The sequence below is a fragment of the Marinomonas sp. GJ51-14 genome (assembly GCF_055808695.1).
The window spans coordinates 1,711,958-1,731,991 of the sequence record NZ_CM147879.1 but is presented as its reverse complement, the minus strand read 5'-3'; the positions used below and the strand labels follow the sequence as shown (position 1 = coordinate 1,731,991).

The following is a 20,034-nucleotide window of genomic DNA, read 5'->3' as shown; positions in this document are numbered from 1 at the left end:
AACCAAGTGTTTTAGTCAAGTATTGATCAGTGCTCACGAGTTGAACGGAAACGGACATCTGGCCATTTCTCTTCCGCCATCATTAAATTCACTCGCGTTGGAGCCAAATAGGTTAAATGACCACCACCATCAACCGCAAGATTATCACGACATTTGTTCTGGAATTCTTCAAATTTTTTCGGATCGTCACATTCAACCCAGCGAGCAGTATTCACATTGACAGGTTCGTATATACACTCCACCTTATATTCATCTTTTAAACGATAGGCAACGACTTCATACTGCAACTGTCCTACAGCACCAACAATTAGTTCATTATTACGTTGAGGCATAAATAACTGAGTAGAGCCTTCTTCTGAAAGTTGTTGCAAACCTTTTTGCAAAGCTTTCATCTTCATCGGATCTTTTAAGCGAACTCGACGAAAGAGTTCAGGTGCAAAATGCGGAATACCAGTAAATTTAAGGTCTTCCCCTTCAGTAAAAGCATCACCGATTTGAATCGTGCCATGGTTATGTAAACCAATGATGTCACCAGAAAATGCCTCTTCGACACCCTCTCGATCACCGGCAGTGAAAGAAACCGCATCAGTCACCTTAATGTCTTTACCTAAACGACAGTGACGCATTTTCATACCGCGACTGTAGGTACCAGAACAAACTCGCATAAAAGCAATACGGTCACGGTGTTTCGGATCCATATTAGCTTGAATTTTAAATACAAAGCCTGAGAACTTTTCTTCTAACGCTGATACTTGACGGGTATTTGTCTCACGACCAATAGGTGATGGCGCCCATTCAACAAAACCATCCAACATTTCACGCACACCGAAGTTAGACAAGGCAGTACCGAAGAAAACGGGAGTAAGCTCACCAGCCAGGTAAGCATCAAGTTCAAATTCATGGCTTGCACCTCGAACTAACTCTATCTCTTCCATATAAGCTTCCCATTCATCACCTAGCAATTCTTTCGCCTCGTCTGATTCCAAACCTTCAATGCGAATATCATCCATCAAGGTATGACCTCGACCACGAACAAATACATGTATCGTATCGGTATAAAGGTTATAAACACCTTTAAAAAAATGACTCATACCAATTGGCCAAGTTACTGGCGCTGCGGCAATTTTTAAAACACTTTCTACTTCGTCTAACAATTCAATTGGATCTCGAATATCGCGGTCCATTTTATTGATGAAAGTTAAAATCGGCGTATCACGTAGACGACAAACATCCATTAATTTAATGGTTCTATCCTCGACACCCTTGGCGCCATCTATCACCATTAGTACAGAGTCAACTGCGGTTAACGTGCGATAGGTATCTTCTGAAAAATCTTCATGGCCGGGTGTATCAAGCAAGTTAACCATACGACCGTTATAAGGAAATTGCATGACAGATGAAGTAATGGAAATACCACGTTGTTTCTCCATTGCCATCCAGTCGGAGGTCGCGTGTTTGTCACCCTTTCGTCCTTTTACAGAGCCTGCTGTTTGGATAAGCTGACCAAGCAGCAACAATTTTTCTGTAATGGTAGTTTTACCAGCATCAGGGTGGGAGATGATAGCGAAAGTACGTCGCTGCTCAACTTGATTAATAAACTCTTGGGACATGATTTAGGGTTCTTCTATGTGTGCCATGACGCCTCCAAAAGGAAACGTGACGTTAAGATTGTATAAGTGGCGCTATTTTCGCTGATTTTATACAGATGCACAATCAATAGACATAAAACACCTGACACAACAACACAGAAGTCCCTAATTATCAAAATGTTTCCATCAACTTATACGTTGACCATTTTCATCTAAGATTCTTTCGCCATCTTCTTTTTCAAAACCCGGCTCGGGCCATTTTTCAAGTAAATCCAATACAATCTCACTTGGACGGCAAAGTTTCACTCCGTTATGAGTACACACAATAGGACGATTAACCAACACAGGGTATTTTACCATTGCTTCTAATAACGTCTCATCGGAAACCGATTCATCTAATAAACCTAACTCTTCCGCTGGCGATTTTGTGGTTCTTAAAGCCGCTCTTGGGGTCAGATCCGCAGCAGCAAACAAAGCCAATAACTGAGGTTTACTCCAACCTTCTTTAATATATTCAATTACCCTTGGTTCATACCCAGCAGCGCGAATAATTGCCAATACATTACGTGATGTTCCACACTCAGGATTATGATGAATAACAACCATTGCAAATTCCTCATTTTATTAAGTCTACTAATTATGGAAAATAACGCCTCGTACGATTCGCAAACCACACCAAAGACAACATCACAGGCACTTCAACCAACACACCAACAACAGTTGCCAACGCTGCGCCAGAATGCAACCCAAACAAAGAAATCGCCACAGCAACAGCCAATTCAAAGAAGTTCGATGAACCGATCATGGACGCTGGTGCCGCCACATCATGAGGAAGTTTCATTTTTTTTGCCAACCAATAGGCCAAGGCAAAAATACCGTAGGTTTGAATTAACAAAGGAATGGCAATCAGCACTATGGTTTCTGGTTGCGCCAAAATAGTATTCGATTGAAAACCGAACAAAAGAACAACCGTTGACAGCAAACCAACAATAGACCAAGGCTTCATTGTAGATAGAAAAGACTTTAACTTACTATGATCATCGCCTTTATCCAAACGTTTACGGGTCACAATACCTGCAATGAGCGGAACCAAAACATATAAAACAACCGAAAATAGCAAGGTATCCCAAGGCACCGTAATATCACTGGCTCCCAATAAGAAACCGGCAATGGGCGCAAAGGCGAAAACCATAATAATGTCGTTTATCGACACTTGAACCAAGGTGTAATTAGCATCACCCTTTGTTAATTGACTCCAAACAAACACCATCGCAGTACAAGGCGCCACACCTAATAAAATCATACCGGCAATGTATTCCGACGCACTTTGGGGATCCACCCAACCGACAAATAACACTTTGAAAAACAACCACCCCAAAAACGCCATAGTAAATGGCTTAATCAACCAGTTGATTATCAAGGTTAATGCCAAACCTTTTGGTTTTTTACCCACATTTTTAATGGAGGAGAAATCAATTTGCACCATCATTGGATAAATCATCAACCAAATCAGTGCACCTACGACTAAATTCACATGAGCATATTCAAAGGTCGCAACCAGAGAAAATACTTCTGGTACCAAAAAACCTAGCAACATGCCAACAAGAATCGCCAAACCAACCCAAACCGATAAATAACGCTCGAACAAGCCCATTTCAACACCTTTGTCTTAAAACAAAACAATTAAATTGATTTTTGATTTACCCGTTTTGATAGCTCTTCCGCACTTTCTACACGCTCAGAATAACGATCTACTAAGACATCTTTGTTATCTCTTAATAACAGGGTAAATTTCATTAACTCCTCAACAACATCAACAATACGACGATAATAAGACGACTCTTTCATTCGACCCTCTTCGTCGAATTCAAGAAATGCCTTAGCTACAGACGATTGATTAGGGATTGTCACCATACGCATCCAACGCCCTAAAATACGCATTTGATTAACCGCATTGAATGATTGAGAGCCGCCACTTACCTGCATCACCGCTAACGTTTTTCCTTGTGTAGGACGTACAGCACCAATACTTAAAGGCACCCAATCTATCTGGCTTTTTAGAATACTGGTCATCGCACCATGCCGTTCTGGTGAACACCAAACCTGCCCTTCAGACCAAACCATTAACTCACGTAACTCTCGAACTTTCGGATGAGAACCATCATTACCATCCGGTTGAGGTAAACCTGTCGGATTGAAAATGCGAACATCTGCACCATATTTTTCCAGTAATCGAGCGCACTCTTCGATGACTAAACGACTATAAGAGCGCTCTCGCAAAGAACCATAAAGCAACAAAATACGTACAGGGTGAGTCGATCCACCAATACGGAACTGGTCAACGCTTGGTCTAGAAAATTGCTCCTCATTTACATTAGGTAAACCAATATTCAATTCAGCCATATACTTCCCCTAATCAAACCCTCAAATACACAATATGAATTTGTATGTTTGATACAAATATTACACATATGAAGTTATTGTATATGTTTTTTCATATATATTAATACCCACATATAATTACAATTATGTTTTCATTGCCATAACTCGACACGTTACTGAGTAACCTAGCAACCTAAAAAGACAACTCCAGTGAAAAGATGCCTACAATAAAGACCATTGATCTCACGGTAATTGGGCATAAACGAAAAAGTGTTATTAAAATTATCAAATTCAATTAACAGAGTTTTGGGTAAAACTGTTAAAAGATTATGATGGGACACTTTTGTCCTCTATTCTGAACAAAATACCATGATTATTAAGCTGAAAAGTTGGCATCAATTTTTCATTAGTACATTCAATTATTAATAAAACATCCAATTATAAAAATAACAGGACAAGCACCAATGAACATTCCTTCATTTTACTGGCTTCGCCATATAGGCATTGGCGGTAGGCTTTTTTTGGCCTTTGTACTCATTTCTTCGATTACCATAGTTGCCAGTGGATTAGCGACAAATACCTATCTGCAACTCAGCGATCGTCTTTTGTTACTAAAACATCAAGACATTCCTGGTTTAGACGCTGCAGCTCGATTAAATGATAAAAGCCGACTTATTGTAGCAACAGCTCCGCTTCTAGTTACCAGCGACTCCAAAATATCGCGCGAAAAAGCAATGACCGAGCTGCAGGTTGCTATCAGTGACATGGATGCGCTTATGAAAAATCTTCCTGATTACAATCGCTATTTTCTCGAGCTTATTGCTCAAATCCAAAATAGCCTCACCCTACTAAATCAAAGCGTAGAGCGTAGAGAAACTATTCGTCATGAATTAACAAAGCAATCTGTGCTTATTTTTCCCTTATTTCAAAACCTGACATATCAGATAAATAAGCTAGATCGTTCACCAGAATTAGATCAAATTGTTAATCGACTCTATTATTTTTCAGGATTAATTGAAAAAGTAAGTAATGACTCCTCTTTTAACGAATTGGATTACACCTTTTTACGACTCGAGACATTAGGACAAGAAATTAAGCAACATCTAGAACAACTTCCTGAGCCGTCTTCATCATTAAATCAGCCCTTGTTAAATTTCCTCGAAATAAGCTCTCGCCAAGGCAATTTATTCCAGCTCAAAAATGAAGAGTTGGATTTACTGTACCAACAGAGCTTCCTCTTAGAGAACAGTCAACAACACATTCAACAATTGGCCGCTCAGATAAACCAATACACAAACTACACCAACACCAGTATCCGAGGTTCGTTAGAAGGTGCGATTAAATCTATTAACAACAGCATTCGAGATATTTTACTATTATCATTAATTAGCTTAGCTGTGGCCTGCGCTATATCTTGGTTTTATGTACGCCGTAATGTGTTACAACGCATTATTGAACTACAGCAAAATATGCAAGCTATTGCCAATTCCCAACTTGATGTTCAAATACGAATTGTCGGTCATGATGAAGTTTCCAGTATGGCAAGGGACCTTCAGTACTTCCAAAAAACAGCCATTGAAGTAGAACGAACCAATCAAATACTTGCGGCAGAAATAGAAGAAAGAGTCGCCGCTGAAGCGCAACTAAAAGCAACCCAAAATGAATTGGTACAAGCAGGAAAGCTCGCTGCATTAGGTCAACTTGGTGTTGGTATTACCCATGAAATTAATCAGCCCCTTACAGCCGTTGCTAGCCATTTACATACCGCTGGTCGTCTCATGGAAAAAGGCCAAATAAATAAAGCGCAAAATAGCTTAGATAAAGTCACTCAATTACTTAATAAAATAACTCGCATAACCAAACACCTTAAAGCTTTTGCTCGTGCAGCAGGAACAGAGCTGTCTCCAGTTTTATTGGATAGCGTAATAAAAGATGCCATTGAACTCATGTTCAATCAGATCCATGACCAAAACTGCACATTTCGTTACCAAGCTAGCAATGCCTCGCTTTATGTTCTCGCTGAACCTATTCGTTTAGAGCAAGTTATGGTGAACCTAATAAGTAACGCTGTTGACGCCTTATCAAGCGCTTCCATAAAACAGCTTTCAATAGAGGTTTATGAATCTGATGATAACGTCATGATTAACGTTAATGACACAGGTACAGGAATAGAGAAAGATCAAATAGATCAAATATTTGACCCTTTCTTCACACAAAAAGAAGTAGGCCAAGGGTTAGGTTTAGGGCTGTCTATTAGCTACAACATTATCCAAGACTTTGGTGGACAAATAAGAGTCTCATCGACTCCTAATGAAGGCAGCAGCTTTACCTTAGAATTAAAAAAGGCAGAAAGATAAATGAACAGTACAATAAAAATAATCATTATCGACGATGATCCAACCATTATCGAAGCGCTAACAGAAATGCTAGAACTTGAAGGGTTTGCAGTTGAAAGCCATCTCAGAGCAGAAAAAGCTCTCGCTTCACTTGATAAAGGAAGTGCAGCCGTTATCCTCAGTGATGTGAGAATGCCAAAAATGGATGGATTAAGCCTGCTTGCTCACATCCAAGAATTAGATAACGAGCTGCCTGTTTTACTCATGAGCGGCCATGGCGATATCCCAATGGCAATAGAGGCAATGAAAGAAGGTGCTTATGATTTTCTGGAAAAACCATTACAGCCAGCGCAACTCATTAATCAACTACAAAGAGCTGCAGACAAAAGACAGCTCGTTTTAGAAAACCGTAATTTAAAGCAAAACATCGCCCAGCAGACAGGATTAGAAGCACTTATTATCGGTGAATCCGCTTCAATTAAAAGCATTCGCCAGCACATATCTTCACTAGCTCAAGCCAACATAGACACCATTATTTATGGCGAAACAGGATGCGGAAAAGATGTCGTTGCCCGAGCCTTGCATCAATTTAGCCATAGAAATAAAGGACGGTTTATCGCCATTAACTGCGGAGGTATCAGTGAAAGCCTTATCGAAAGTGAATTATTTGGCCATGAAGCTGGCTCTTTCACTGGCGCAAACAAACGTCACATAGGCAAGATTGAAGCCGCAAACGGCGGCACGCTATTTTTAGACGAAATCGAAACTATGCCGCTTCCAGTACAAATAAAATTACTGCGAGTTCTACAGGAACGAACCATTGAACGAGTTGGCAGTACAACTCCAATTCCAGTCGAGCTTACTGTCATTGCCGCCAGCAAAGACAATCTAGCGTTATTAGGGGAGCAAGGGAAATTCCGAAAAGATTTATTTTACCGCCTCAATGTCGCCAGCCTCACTATACCACCATTGCGGGATCGTCCTGAGGATATACTGCAACTTTTCCATCACTACGCTCATAAAGCAGCAAACCATTTTTCTAAGCCTTTACCAACAATTACCCCTTCGTTTATTGATTATTTAATTCAACACCAATGGCCAGGTAATGTACGAGAGCTTAAAAATGCGGCAGATAGGTTTGTTCTTGGAATCAGTGAAACATCTTTAGCTTCTATTAACCGAGAAGATGACACCAGTAGTAGTTATGAAGAGCGTATGGAGCAATTCGAACGCCACATTATCGAAGAAGGTCTAAGAGCTAAAAATGGTCAATTGAACGAAGCTGCTGAACTACTCGATATGTCACGCAAGACGCTATATAGAAAAATGAAGAAACATCAATTAGATAAACAACAATTCAAAACACATGAAGAAGATGGACAAGAATGACCCATTTAATAGATAGCCATGAGACCAAACCGTCCCAAGCAACACATAAAAGAACACTTAAAAAATAATAAGCATTTGTTTTTAAAGGAATTATTATCATTGGCACTTGCCTTGCTATATACAAGTCAACTTAGCACCAATGCCAAGTTGACTCATCTCCGATAACGGACCCTCCCGACCGGTGATAACAAAAATAATAAATGCATAATGAGGAAAACAATAATGTCTATCAAATTACTGACTGGTTTAGCGCTCTCTGGTTCATTACTATTAGGTGCCAGCACAACGTTAGCCGACGATTGTGCCTACCGAGGCGTTTTGGACGACAAGTTTTGCGACGATAACTATGATCTCGTAGCTGATCTTCCAAAAGACTCAAAACAATGGCGCGATCCTAGTACTCTTGTTTTCACCTACACTCCTGTAGAAGATCCTGCGGTTTATAAAGACGCATTCAGCGACTTTCAAAAATACCTAAGCGATGTTACTGGCAAAAAAGTGGTTTATTACACTGTTCACTCAAATGCTGCTGAAGTAGAAGCACTTCGTTCTGGACGTTTGCATATTGCTGGTTTCTCCACAGGGCCAACAGGTTACGCTGTTAACTTAGGTGGCTTAGTTCCTATCGCAGTAAAAGGTACGGAAGAGTCGTTCCAAGGCTATAATCTGATTACCATAGTTCGTAAAGACAGCGACATCACTAAAATGGCCGATTTGAAAGGCAAGGTGGTTGCTCATACTTCTGCGTCTTCTAACTCTGGTAATTTAGCACCACGTGCTTTATTCCCAGCACTGGGCCTTACGCCAGATAAAGACTACGAAGTAAAATATTCAGGTAAGCATGACCAATCTATTATGGGTGTGCTTTCTGGAGACTATGATGCTGCGCCAGTTGCCTCTGATGTATACAAACGTATGATTTCAGCAAAACGAATAGACGCAAGTGACTTTCGTACTATCTACACTAGCCCTCGCTTTCCAACGTCTTCTTTTGGTTACGCTCATGACTTAAACCCTGAGTTAGTTGAGAAGATCAAAGAAGCATTTTTCACTTTCCGCTTCCCAGCTGAAATGCAAAAAACCTTTGGTGGCGCTGACCGTTTCTTCCCAGTGACATACGCAAAAGATTGGCAAATCATTCGAGATATTGCGCATTCATCTGGAACGGCTTATACCAAAACAGGTCTTAAGCAGTTAGCAGAAGCTGATGCAGCTAAAGCCGCAGCGAAACGAGCAAAAGAAGCTGCTAAAAAGAACCAATAGTCCTCGCGTTAATACACTTAAATTCATTTAAAGAAATAATAACCAGCAACCTGAGAAATCAGGTTGTCTGGATCTCTTTGCCTGTAGGAAAACACCATGTCTGTAACTCAAAGCGTCGCTGAGCGTTCAAGCTTTCTTGAAATCAGAAATTTAAAAAAAGAATACACTGCTGGTAACCCCATTTTAAAAGGGATAGATATAAATATCACCGAGCCTGGAATCATCGCCATCATTGGCCCTTCTGGAACAGGGAAAAGTACCTTATTACGTTGCATTAATCGACTCATTGACCCGACTGATGGGCAAATTCTCTTTGATAATGCGGATCTATGCTTAGCCAAAGGCGCTCAACTTCGTAAGCTACGCCGTCAAGTGGGTATGGTTTTTCAGGAATACAACCTTGTTGAACGCTTAACCGTTATTGAGAACGTATTAACTGGCCGACTTGGCTATATGACAGCTTGGCAAGCGTGGCGCAGAAAATTCAGTCAAGAAGACATCAACACCGCATTTGAACTGTTAGACGCCGTTGGTTTAACCGAGCATGCCCCTAAGCGAGCGGACAGCTTATCCGGCGGCCAACGCCAACGTGTTGGCATCGCCAGAGCCGTCATGCAAAACCCAAAAATCTTACTAGCCGACGAACCGACCTCATCACTTGACCCAAAAACAGCAGTTGAAATCATGGAGCTTCTAGAACGATTCTCGGAAGAAAAAAACATCCCTGCATTAGTCAACATTCACGATGTTAAACTGGCAAGTCGTTTTGCTAAACGTATGATAGGTATGAGCAATGGTGTCGTGGTTTATGACGGCCCACCTGAAGGCATCACAGATGATCACCTAAAACAAATTTATGGAGGTGAATCATGGCTGGTATAGATACAAACAAAAACCGAGAAAATCCATTTAAGCATAACTGGTTTGTCAGTGCGATTTGGCTGCTTGTAGTCTGTTATGTTCTTTACACCTTCAACGCGATGGATCTCAGCTGGGGACGAATCAACGAAGGCTTTGGACATGCTGGTAATTTATTAGGTCGCATGATTCCACCTAATTTTAGCCGTTGGTCATTGCTATTAAGTGGTTTAGTGGAAAGTTTAGAAATTGCCGTAATATCAAGCATTTGTGGCATTTTTATATCCCTGTTTTTAGGGTTATTTGCTGCTCGTAATATGATGCCAAGTTGGATCAGTTCACCAGTACGTGCTGTTATCGCTCTTTGCCGTACTTTCCACCCTGTCATCATTGCAATCTTATTTGTTAAAAGCGTAGGATTTGGCGCGTTAGCAGGGATTCTCACCTTAATCGTTGCTTCTATTGGTTTTATCGCCAAGCTGTTTGCTGAAGCCATCGAGGAAATTTCACTCAAACAAGTCGAAGCCATTCGTGCGACGGGTGCAGGATTTACAAGCATTATCTTGTTTTCTGTGATGCCTCAAGTATTCGCTCGCTTTATTGGTTTCTCGACTTACCAGCTTGATTCAAACCTACGTAACTCAACCATGGTTGGCATCGTCGGCGCAGGAGGTTTAGGCGGGACATTATTTTCTGCTTTCCAACGCTTTGATTATGATTTTGTCGCGGCCATTTTAATCATCATTATTGCTCTTATTATGTTTGGCGAGTTTCTTTCCAACATTGTTCGCCGCATTTTTCGCTAGTCTGACCTAGGAGCCTATTTTATGAACACAATAGATCATCACTGGCAACGTTTTACCTTAAAGCAAAAACTGTCTCGTTATGTCGTTTACTTAGTTCTCGTTATGGCATTTGTTCAATCTGTACAATCTGTCGAAGTTATTCCTGAATTTCTACTGGATGCACCGGAACAAATGGCTGATATGTTTTCTCGTATGTGGCCAATGGATTTCGCTTATTATCCAGTCGCCATTCACGACGCCATGATTGAAACACTCAACATTGCCACGCTAGGTACGCTCATCACACTCATTTTTGCCGTTCCATTGGCACTAATGAACGCTAGAAACATCGTTGATTCTGCACTGTGCCAGTGGATATCTCGATTCTTCTTAGTTTCTTCTCGATCAGTAAATTCACTGGTTTGGGCGCTACTGTTTGTTTCTATTTTTGGCCCTGGCGTTATTGCAGGTGTATTAGCCATTGCGTTTCGATCCATTGGATTTGTGGGTAAATTGCTTGGCGAAGCCATTGAAGAAGTGAACATGGGTTCCATTGAAGCCTTAAAAGCCACTGGTGCATCTTGGCTATCCATTCTGCTGAAAGGTTACTGGCCGCAAGTCTTACCTGCTTTCTTTAGTATCGTGCTATTTCGCTGGGACATTAACGTTCGAGAATCTGCAGTATTAGGCTTGGTAGGCGCTGGCGGTATTGGTGTTGTACTTGACGACTCAATGAACTTGTTCCAATGGGATCGCGTGGCTGTCTCTCTACTGGCTATTTTTGTGATTGTTATTCTAGCTGAAATTGCTGTGGTAAACATTCGTAAACGCCTAATATAACATTTACTTTAGTACTATCTTTCTAGTTTAGAGTGCGATATATCAAGACAAAAAAAGGAGCCTGATCGATGAGATCAAGGCTCCTTTTTTATCATCATTACCTAATAGCTTATATTGCTATACATCCGCTTCTTTTCGCTTAGGAAATATGCGACGAACGATAACAAAGAACAAAGGTACAAAGAAAATAGCCAAGACAGTTGCCGTTAAGGTACCGCCTACAATACCTGAACCAATTGAGATTCGGCTATTCGCGCCTGCTCCAGACGATAAAGCCAATGGTAAAGTACCAACAATAAAGGCCATTGATGTCATGATAATCGGACGTAGACGAAGACGCGCCCCTTCCGTTGCAGCATCCCAAGCACTCGCCCCTTGTCGATAAGCTGACTCGGCAAACTCAACAATCAAAATAGCGTTCTTAGACGACAAACCAATGGTTGTCAGCAAGGCTACTTGGAAGTACACATCGTTTTCTAAACCTCGTAAATGCGCCGCTGCTGCCGCACCAATGACACCAAGCGGTATTACTAGAATCACAGAGAAAGGTACAGTCCAACTTTCATACAATGCTGCTAAGCATAAAAAGACAACTAAGATAGAAATAGCATACAAAGTTTGTGTTTGTCCGCCAGAAAGACGTTCCTGATAAGACAAGCCACTCCAAGCACCCGTTGTTCCTGGAGGTTGAGCATCAGACAATCGTTGAAACTCATCCATTGCTTCACCCGAGCTCACGCCAGCAGCACCAGCACCTTCCATTTGATAAGATGCCGAACCATTAAAACGAGACAGACTCTTCGCCCCATAAGTCCACTCTGAAGAAGCAAAAGCAGAAAACGGTGTCATGGTGTTGTCATTACCACGTACGTACCAGTGCTTCAAATCTTCTGGAGAAGAACGATATTGAGCATCACCTTGCATATAAACAGTTTTCACACGTCCACGGTCAATAAAGTCATTAACGTAACTTCCAGCCCAAGCACTGCTCAAGGTGGAGCTAATATCAGACAAAGACAAACCTAGTGCAGAGGCCTTTTCTTGGTCGATATCAATATGTAACTGCGGTGCTTCCGTTACACTGCCAAGACGAACCCCTGACAACAATGGGCTAGTACGCGCATCGTTCAATAAAGCGTCACGCATTGTTGTTAAGGTTTCACGGCTTGTATTACCTGATGCTAAAAGCTGAAAAGTAAAACCGTTTGTTTGACCAAGCCCTCGAATTGATGGCGGAATCAAAGAGAATATTCTCGCGTCGCGAATCTTAGAAAAAGCGCCATAAGAACGACCAACAATCGCACTTGCACTGTCTTTTGGATCCGTACGTTTCGACCAATCAGATAAAGCGGCAAACGCCAAACCAGCATTCTGACCACTACCTAAGAAGTTAAAACCAGAGATAGTAAACAAGGCTTCCACATTGTCTTTCTCGGTTATTAAGAAATGGTTTTCAACTTCACGCATAACTTCGTTGGTTCGAGCTAAAGAAGCCCCCTCAGGCAAAGACACCATAACGATAACTCGCCCCTGATCTTCCGTTGGCAGGAAGCCACTTGGTAAATTTGCCATCATGTAAACAAGACCAACAACTATCACACCATAACCGAATAACCAACGAACAGGTTGCTGTACAAGACGACCAACACGACCAGCATAGGCACCAGTAGCACGATCAAAACTACGATTAAACCAACCACCTAACCCTTTCTTAGACGCATCATGATTAGGTTTAAGTAAAGTGGCACACAAAGCAGGAGTTAAGGTTAACGCGACGATAACCGAAAGCACCATAGCGGCGATAATAGTGATAGAGAACTGACGATAAATCACACCTGCCGAACCACTAAAGAAGGCCATTGGTAAGAATACAGCAGATAGAACCACCGCAATACCAATCAAAGCACTCGTAATTTCTTTCATCGATTTCAACGTCGCTTCTTTTGGTGGCAGATTTTCTTCCGCCATCACTCGCTCAACGTTTTCCACCACAACGATAGCATCATCCACCAGCAAACCAATCGACAGTACAATACCAAACATGGTTAAAGTGTTAATCGAGAAACCAAAGACTTCTAAAACACCAAACACACCCAATAATACAACTGGAACAGCAATGGCTGGTATCAAGGTTGCACGCCAATTCTGTAAGAAAATAAACATCACAATGACAACCAAAGCGATGGCTTCAAATAGTGTTTTTACAACTTCCTCAATCGAAATTCTAATGAAGGCCGTATTATCTACAGGAAACGCTAACTTATAACCATCAGGTAAATTAGGCTCTAGTTCACTAAGAACAGCCTTCACACTTTCTGACGTTGATAGCGCATTAGCTCCTGGCGATAACATAACCGCTAAACCAGATGAAGGGTGGCCATTCAAACGAGCAATATTGTCATAAGACTGACTACCCAGCTCAACTTTTGCCACATCACTTAAACGTACTGTGGCGCCGCTGTCATCATAGGCCAAGATAATTTTTTCAAATTCTTCAACGGTTTGTAATTTAGACTGAGCTGTCACACTGACGTTTAATTCTTGTCCTTGTACAACGGGATACGCACCTAAACTACCTGCTGCAACTTGAGTATTTTGAGCTTTAATTGCTGAAGACACATCTGAAGGCATCAGTTTATAAGAAGACAACTTCAGTGGGTCTAACCAAATACGCATAGCGTATTCCGCACCGAACACTCGAATACTACCTACACCATCGACACGTGCGACTGTATTTTGCACACTAGATACTAAGAAGTCAGAAATATCGTATGCAGAATCGGTATCAGTTTCGTCATAAATAGCCGCAACCATCAAGAAATCCGAGTTCGATTTAGTAACAGTAACACCACTTTGTTGAACAGATTCAGGCAAACTAGAAGTAACCTGTTGTACTTTATTTTGCACTTGAACTTGAGCAAGATCAGCATCCGTACCTTGTTCAAAAGTTACAGTAATGCTTGAACTACCTGTTGATGTACTAGAAGAAGAGAAATACAACAAACCATCAAGACCAGTTAGTTGTTGCTCCAATACTTGAGTCACACTATTTTCAACAGTTTGTGCAGAAGCACCTGAGTATTTGGCTGAAATATTAATTGAAGGCGGTGCAACATCAGGATACTGAGACACAGGTAAAGTAGTGATGGAACCAAGACCAGCCAACATAATAGCAATGGAAATAACCCAAGCAAAAACAGGGCGATTAATAAAAAAGCGAGCTAACATATCAACGCCCCTTATTTAGACAACGACGTCGTTGCTGCATTTTGTGCCATCATGACACCTGTCTGACGATTAAACTCTAGCTCAACCGCTGTGACTTCACTGCCAGTTCTAATTTTTGTAGAACCTTCCACAACAATCTTTTCACCAGCATTAATACCAGAAGTAATTAACCATTCATTACCAATTGCTCTTGCTGTTACTAATATGCGTTTTTCAATAACGTTGTCTGCATTTACAACATAAGCAATTGGATTACCTTTTACATCACGAGACACGCCTTTTTGAGGCACTAAAATAGCTGAATTATAAGTAGCCTCATGTATTTCACCACGAACAAACATACCAGGTAGTAATAGATTGTCTGGGTTAGGGAACTCGGCACGTAAAGTGACACTCCCCGTTGACTCATCAACACTTACTTCACGCGCTTTCAAAATGCCTGGATACTTGTAGGTTGTACCGTCTTCAAGCGTCAGAGATACTTTATTACTGCCGATATCAACATCATCGCTCAATAATAATGAACGCTGGTTTAATTGATCTAAACTAGTCTGAGATAGATCCACATAGATAGGATCCAAAGAGCGCACAGTCGTCATTGCAGTTGTTTGACTTGCTGTAACCAAGGCACCAACCGTGACTTGTGAAATACCAATACGACCATCAATAGGTGATGTGATTTTAGTGTACTCTAAATTGATTTTCGCACTCTCCAACGCTGCCTCCGCTTTCTTCTGATTTGCCACAGCTTCAAGGTATGCGACATGCGCGTTATCAGTATCAGATTGTGAAACATTATTTTGTTTACGTAATTCTGCGAATCGTTTATCCGTTTGACGAGCGGCCGCCAAGATGGCATTTGCAGAATCTAAATCCGCTTGTGCTTGTTTGTAAGATGATACATAAGTTGAATCATTCAAGGAGTAAAGAACATCACCAGATTTAACACTCTGACCTTCTTCAAATAAACGCTGCTTTACCAAGCCACCAACCTGAGGTCGAATTTCAGCAACAAGACTCGCTGCGGTTCTTCCTGGTAATTCTGTTTTTAATTCAACTCTTTGGGGTTCAATAACCACAACACCCACTTCGACCTTAGGAGCTAATTTAGTAGCGGTAGAAGTAGGTTTAGCCTCTTCTTGACAACCTACTAGAAGCACTAACAACAGTGCACCCGAAGCATATTTAAATTTTGTGAGCATTTATTTGAGTTCCTTTTAAATTAAAAACAATCATTGGTCACTACTATAATGGATAGTAATACCTACAATGTAGGATGAAACGTGTAAATTAATGAAAATTCATACTTTTCGTCATTCAATGACTTTCAATTTTCTGCATTATTAATGCCATCAGACCATTTTGTATTAAAAAATACATTTTTTTGCATTATTTAATAAATACCCATTTGCTAAAACTATATATTTTAAGATCAGCGAATTAGCCTAACTTTAAATTACTATCAAAAAACTATGATTCATCCAGAAATTAAGGCTAATGCGACTTAAATAAACCTTTAATTTGCGTCCAACGACTTACCAACATAGCCACAAAAATCAAAAAACAACCAAACATTTGCCCCAAAGTCATTACCTCATTAAACCAAAGTACAGCAAATATCGCAGCCCACACTGGTTCCAAATTCATAATGACAGCACCGTGGCTCACAGGAGTTAAACTCAAACCATAAGTTTGTAGTAAGTAACGCAAACTAGTAGAAACTAAAGCACTGGCTAAAAACCAGCCAGCAACATTCATACTAATACTGTGTGGTAATGTTTCTGTTGGTAAAGAAACACTCAGTAATACAAAACCAGCCACAAGTAATTGAATACTGGTTAATGCTAAAGCATGCATGCGCATTAAAAATCGAGAAAGAAGATTAAGCTGGAACGCTATAGCAATTGCAGTCCCTAAAAAATATAAATGCGCTAACTCAAAACTCAAACCATTACCAAGTGCTAAAAATGCCAAACCGACAACGGCAACAGGCAAAGCTACCCATATACTCATAGGTGGTCGAATACCAAATATAAGACGACCAATAATAGGTACGAAAACAACACCAAGACAGGTAATAAAAGCCCCCACACCAAGATTAGTACCTTTATCAAGCCCCGTTATCCAGCTCATCATAGCAACGCCCATGACAACACCAATCAAGATAGCTTGTTTAAAATCCTCCCATTTGATACCACGGAAGTATTTTCGACCAATAAGAAACAGAACAAAGCCAGCAAGAATAAATCGTGTCGCCATAAAAAATAGCGGCGGCAAGCCAACCAAGGCTTCTTTTGAGAAAATCCAACCAAAACCTGCCAAAATAGTCACTAAAATCAAAATCAGCTCTGCTTTAAAACTCCCCCTTGCTTCACAAATATTCCTTATAAATACGACGTAATATTAAGTAGAAAAAAACACCTGAGTGTACCAAGAAGTTAAAATAGAAAAGCGGGAAATAAAAAGAAAATCCACAAAAAAGCCCACACTACCCTTTTCAAACTATAAGTATTTCAAAGACAGTCTCTAAACCGTCAGACTAAAATACAAATTATTTGAAACAGTAATATGGGCTTCATTACAAAGTGTCATTTAGACACTTTACTATATTAATTTCCATCTAACTTAAGATGAAAGCCTCGAACTACTTAACCGCTTTAGGCCAGGAAAACACAATAGAGATAATCCCAGCGAGCCCTAATAACCAGCTGTATTGGACATAACCCACTAGTGACAATGGCGAAACACTGGCCAAAGAAGATGCTAATAAAATCTGTGCACCATAAGGTAAAATGCCTTGAGTAACACAGGAAAAAATATCCAATAAACTCGCACTACGTTTTGGATCAACGTTATATTTCGTTGCAATATCTTTAGCGACAGAGCCATTAATTAGAATAGAAACCGTATTATTTGCTGTGCAAAAATTTGTGAGTGCAACTGAGGCACTGATACTCAACTCTCCAGCACGAGTAGAGCCCTCTTTAGCCCCCAAAGCTCGACTAATGCGTTCGATGGCACCAACCAACCAATTCAAACCACCTTGAGACTTCATCAAAGCACCAAGACCACCGATCAACAAAGACAAGATCAAGATTTCCTGCATACTGCTGTAGCCAGAATAAATATCAGCAGACCAAGACGCGACAGAATAATCAGCTTGTGCAACGAAACCAATAACCCCCGCCAGTACGATGCCGCTAAACAACACCAAGATAACGTTAACACCTGCAATAGCAAGTCCTAACACAGCAACATAAGGTAATACGCGAATCAAATCATACTCTTTTATATCTGTAATCTGAGCATTTGAACTTTGAAAGAACAGCCACACCAAGGTCACAATTGCCGCTGGCAAAGCGATTTTAAAGTTCATACGGAACTTGTCTCGCATCTCACAACCCTGCGTTCGTGTTGCTGCAATGGTAGTGTCCGAAATGATCGACAAGTTATCACCGAACATGGCACCACCAATCACCGTACCGACGGTCAGTAAAAGAGGAAGATCCGCTGCTTCTGCAACGCCAATGGCAATCGGAGCAATTGCCGCGATAGTGCCCATTGATGTTCCCATCGATGTTGCGACAAACGCCGTAATAACAAACAAACCCGGCAATAATAGAGATGCAGGAACAATACTCAAACCAAAGTTTACTGTTGCATCAACGCCACCAATACTTTTGGCAACACTGGCAAAAGCACCCGCCAATAGATAAATCAAAATCATGGTGATAATAGTGTTATCACCAACCCCCTTGATAAAGGTTTCAATACGCTGATTAAAATTGCCTTTGCCTAATAAAACGGCCAAAGCAATGGCAGGTAAAATCGCAACGGGAGCGGAAATTTGATAGAAGGCAAAATCCACACCTTCAGATTGATACCAAAGCCCACTGCCTACAAAAAGAACAAGAAAGAGTAACAGAGGCAAAAGTGCCAAAGGAGATTTAGAATTCATATAGTCTGAAGTTTCCAGATTGTATTTAAAGAAAAATGCAACGCTTATGACGTTGCATTCCAGTTAGGAGGCGGATGATAATAAAATGACTATGCGGATACTAATAATTAATTGTCATGAAGATCATCAATTTAGATATAATAAAAACATATTATGATAGCGACGTTAAGATCAAAAGGTAATAAACATCATTTTATGGTTTAGTGACATCGTGCCCATAAACAGAATCCAGTTTAGATTGAATAACATCAGGTATAAAGTGAGACGCGGCCTGCAAAGCTTTCAACTTCAATTTCCCCAATACACCGCCATGCATGTGATACAAGCTCGCATTAGCTTTGGACATTTTTTGAATTTTAGTGGCGCGTGGTTTACGAATTTTTTCGTACTCAACCAAAGCTTCTGACATTTTGTAGCCCGCTACGCATTTTGCCAATACATAAGCATCTTCAATCGCCATCGCCGCCCCCTGCGCCATAAAGGGCAACATAGGATGACAAGCATCACCAAGTAAAACCACACGACCTTGGTGCCATGTAGGAAGTTCATCGCGACCATTTAATGCCCATAAAAAAGTGCTACTCGCAGCAGCCAGTAATTCAGTAACTTCAGGGTGCCATCCAGAAAAGCTTTGTTTGAGCGCTTCTATATCCCCCTCTTCTCGCCATGATTCAGACGTCCAATCATTACGCTCTTCGACCGCGACAAAATTGACATACTCGCCACCACGTAAATAGTAGCTAACGAAATGACGATTCGGCCCAACCCAAACACAGGCGTCCGGTTTTATATCAACGCTTAAGTCACTCACAGGAATAACGCCACGCCATGCGACTTGCCCCATAAAAGTCGCTTTTTGACGACCTAACATTTGCTCACGGATTTTAGAGCGAATGCCATCCGCTCCGATCAACAAGTCCGCTATCAGTTCTTGTCCATCGTCTAAAAATAAACTGACTTGGTTTTCTTCTGTATTTTCCTTATAACCTGTCACCGTGGCGCCAAGCATTAATTCGATACCGGCCTCTATACAAGCCTGAACCAAAACACCGTGTAAGTCCGCTCGATGCAAATGCCAATAAGGTGCTCCATAACGATTGATGGTTTTCTCAGCCAAAGGGATTTCAAGGTAATATTCACCAGTTTTAAAGTCTCGCATCGTGGCTCGTTGAGGAACAAAAGCACACGGCTGCAATGCCGATTCCAAACCGAGTTCACGGAGCACTTTAAAAGCATTAGGACTAATCTGTAAGCCAGCCCCAACCTCACCTAAGCGCTTGGTTTGCTCACAAACCATCACATCAAAACCCTGCTTTGCCATCGCTAGTGCAGAACACAATCCGCCGATACCCGCCCCAGCAATAATGACTCGACTCACCTGCTCCACTTTCTTTTCCTTTCTATTA

General features: G+C 41.0%; 15 protein-coding genes. 6 read left to right on the top strand and 9 right to left on the bottom strand.

The window, feature by feature from the left end; all coding sequences use genetic code 11:
* Positions 1-26 precede the first annotated feature (26 nt).
* The 4 genes from AC0L3Y_RS08310 to arsH form a co-directional block, all read right to left on the bottom strand.
* Complete coding sequence (locus tag AC0L3Y_RS08310; RefSeq protein ID WP_473470417.1) at positions 27-1,610, bottom strand: peptide chain release factor 3; 1,584 nt, start codon at positions 1,608-1,610, stop codon at positions 27-29.
* Between the two features lie 165 nt (positions 1,611-1,775).
* A complete protein-coding gene (arsC, locus tag AC0L3Y_RS08305; RefSeq protein WP_473470416.1) occupies positions 1,776-2,195 on the bottom strand; it encodes an arsenate reductase (glutaredoxin) in 420 nt (139 codons plus the stop codon).
* A 31-nt stretch (positions 2,196-2,226) separates the two neighbouring features.
* Complete coding sequence (gene arsB / locus AC0L3Y_RS08300) at positions 2,227-3,243, bottom strand: ACR3 family arsenite efflux transporter (RefSeq protein ID WP_473470415.1); 1,017 nt, start codon at positions 3,241-3,243, stop codon at positions 2,227-2,229.
* Positions 3,244-3,272: 29 nt separating this feature from the next.
* Positions 3,273-3,992: an arsenical resistance protein ArsH gene (gene arsH / locus AC0L3Y_RS08295; RefSeq protein WP_473470414.1), complete on the bottom strand. Its 720-nt coding sequence runs from the start codon at positions 3,990-3,992 to the stop codon at positions 3,273-3,275.
* A 443-nt stretch (positions 3,993-4,435) separates the two neighbouring features.
* Between arsH and AC0L3Y_RS08290 the strand changes: the two genes are divergently transcribed.
* From AC0L3Y_RS08290 to phnE (AC0L3Y_RS08265), 6 genes are all read left to right on the top strand, one after another.
* Positions 4,436-6,328 (top strand): ATP-binding protein, encoded by a 1,893-nt coding sequence (locus AC0L3Y_RS08290; RefSeq protein WP_473470413.1) that lies wholly within the window; start codon positions 4,436-4,438, stop codon positions 6,326-6,328.
* On the top strand, positions 6,329-7,696 hold the full coding sequence (locus tag AC0L3Y_RS08285) for a sigma-54-dependent transcriptional regulator (protein ID WP_473470412.1): 1,368 nt from the start codon (positions 6,329-6,331) through the stop codon (positions 7,694-7,696).
* 222 nt (positions 7,697-7,918) lie between these two features.
* A complete protein-coding gene (phnD, locus tag AC0L3Y_RS08280) occupies positions 7,919-8,959 on the top strand; it encodes a phosphate/phosphite/phosphonate ABC transporter substrate-binding protein (RefSeq protein WP_473470411.1) in 1,041 nt (346 codons plus the stop codon).
* A 96-nt stretch (positions 8,960-9,055) separates the two neighbouring features.
* Positions 9,056-9,841: a phosphonate ABC transporter ATP-binding protein gene (phnC, locus tag AC0L3Y_RS08275; RefSeq protein WP_473470410.1), complete on the top strand. Its 786-nt coding sequence runs from the start codon at positions 9,056-9,058 to the stop codon at positions 9,839-9,841.
* On the top strand, positions 9,829-10,623 hold the full coding sequence (phnE, locus tag AC0L3Y_RS08270; RefSeq protein ID WP_473470409.1) for a phosphonate ABC transporter, permease protein PhnE: 795 nt from the start codon (positions 9,829-9,831) through the stop codon (positions 10,621-10,623). The genes phnC and phnE (AC0L3Y_RS08270) overlap by 13 nt, the downstream gene beginning before the upstream one ends.
* A 21-nt stretch (positions 10,624-10,644) precedes the next feature.
* The gene (phnE, locus tag AC0L3Y_RS08265) at positions 10,645-11,442 is read left to right on the top strand and encodes a phosphonate ABC transporter, permease protein PhnE (RefSeq protein WP_473470408.1); all 798 of its coding nucleotides are present in this window, start codon (positions 10,645-10,647) and stop codon (positions 11,440-11,442) included.
* Positions 11,443-11,559: 117 nt separating this feature from the next.
* On the opposite strand, the gene AC0L3Y_RS08260 is transcribed toward phnE (AC0L3Y_RS08265), so the two are convergent.
* The 5 genes from AC0L3Y_RS08260 to AC0L3Y_RS08240 all read right to left on the bottom strand — a co-directional run bounded on the left by AC0L3Y_RS08260 (position 11,560) and on the right by AC0L3Y_RS08240 (position 20,006).
* The gene (locus AC0L3Y_RS08260; RefSeq protein WP_473470407.1) at positions 11,560-14,670 is read right to left on the bottom strand and encodes an efflux RND transporter permease subunit; all 3,111 of its coding nucleotides are present in this window, start codon (positions 14,668-14,670) and stop codon (positions 11,560-11,562) included.
* Positions 14,671-14,681: 11 nt separating this feature from the next.
* On the bottom strand, positions 14,682-15,872 hold the full coding sequence (locus tag AC0L3Y_RS08255; protein WP_473470406.1) for an efflux RND transporter periplasmic adaptor subunit: 1,191 nt from the start codon (positions 15,870-15,872) through the stop codon (positions 14,682-14,684).
* A gap of 292 nt (positions 15,873-16,164) precedes the next feature.
* Positions 16,165-17,010 (bottom strand): DMT family transporter, encoded by an 846-nt coding sequence (locus AC0L3Y_RS08250; protein ID WP_473470405.1) that lies wholly within the window; start codon positions 17,008-17,010, stop codon positions 16,165-16,167.
* 304 nt (positions 17,011-17,314) lie between these two features.
* The gene (locus tag AC0L3Y_RS08245; protein WP_473470403.1) at positions 17,315-18,628 is read right to left on the bottom strand and encodes a Na+/H+ antiporter NhaC family protein; all 1,314 of its coding nucleotides are present in this window, start codon (positions 18,626-18,628) and stop codon (positions 17,315-17,317) included.
* Positions 18,629-18,821: 193 nt separating this feature from the next.
* Positions 18,822-20,006 carry an FAD-dependent monooxygenase gene (locus tag AC0L3Y_RS08240; protein WP_473470401.1) on the bottom strand — a complete coding sequence of 395 codons (1,185 nt, stop codon included), beginning with the start codon at positions 20,004-20,006 and terminating at the stop codon, positions 18,822-18,824.
* Between the last annotated feature and the right edge of the window lie 28 nt (positions 20,007-20,034).

Excerpts from the sequence above, each read along its gene's own strand:
- AC0L3Y_RS08245 (WP_473470403.1), bottom strand. The coding sequence starts at position 18,628 with ATGAATTCTAAATCTCCTTTGGCACTTTTGCCTCTGTTACTCTTTCTT.
- AC0L3Y_RS08310 (WP_473470417.1), bottom strand. The coding sequence starts at position 1,610 with ATGTCCCAAGAGTTTATTAATCAAGTTGAGCAGCGACGTACTTTCGCT.
- AC0L3Y_RS08285 (WP_473470412.1), top strand. The coding sequence starts at position 6,329 with ATGAACAGTACAATAAAAATAATCATTATCGACGATGATCCAACCATT.
- phnD (WP_473470411.1), top strand. The coding sequence starts at position 7,919 with ATGTCTATCAAATTACTGACTGGTTTAGCGCTCTCTGGTTCATTACTA.
- arsH (WP_473470414.1), bottom strand. The coding sequence starts at position 3,992 with ATGGCTGAATTGAATATTGGTTTACCTAATGTAAATGAGGAGCAATTT.
- AC0L3Y_RS08290 (WP_473470413.1), top strand. The coding sequence starts at position 4,436 with ATGAACATTCCTTCATTTTACTGGCTTCGCCATATAGGCATTGGCGGT.
- arsB (WP_473470415.1), bottom strand. The coding sequence starts at position 3,243 with ATGGGCTTGTTCGAGCGTTATTTATCGGTTTGGGTTGGTTTGGCGATT.
- phnE (WP_473470408.1), top strand. The coding sequence starts at position 10,645 with ATGAACACAATAGATCATCACTGGCAACGTTTTACCTTAAAGCAAAAA.
- phnE (WP_473470409.1), top strand. The coding sequence starts at position 9,829 with ATGGCTGGTATAGATACAAACAAAAACCGAGAAAATCCATTTAAGCAT.
- AC0L3Y_RS08260 (WP_473470407.1), bottom strand. The coding sequence starts at position 14,670 with ATGTTAGCTCGCTTTTTTATTAATCGCCCTGTTTTTGCTTGGGTTATT.
- arsC (WP_473470416.1), bottom strand. The coding sequence starts at position 2,195 with ATGGTTGTTATTCATCATAATCCTGAGTGTGGAACATCACGTAATGTA.
- AC0L3Y_RS08255 (WP_473470406.1), bottom strand. The coding sequence starts at position 15,872 with ATGCTCACAAAATTTAAATATGCTTCGGGTGCACTGTTGTTAGTGCTT.
- phnC (WP_473470410.1), top strand. The coding sequence starts at position 9,056 with ATGTCTGTAACTCAAAGCGTCGCTGAGCGTTCAAGCTTTCTTGAAATC.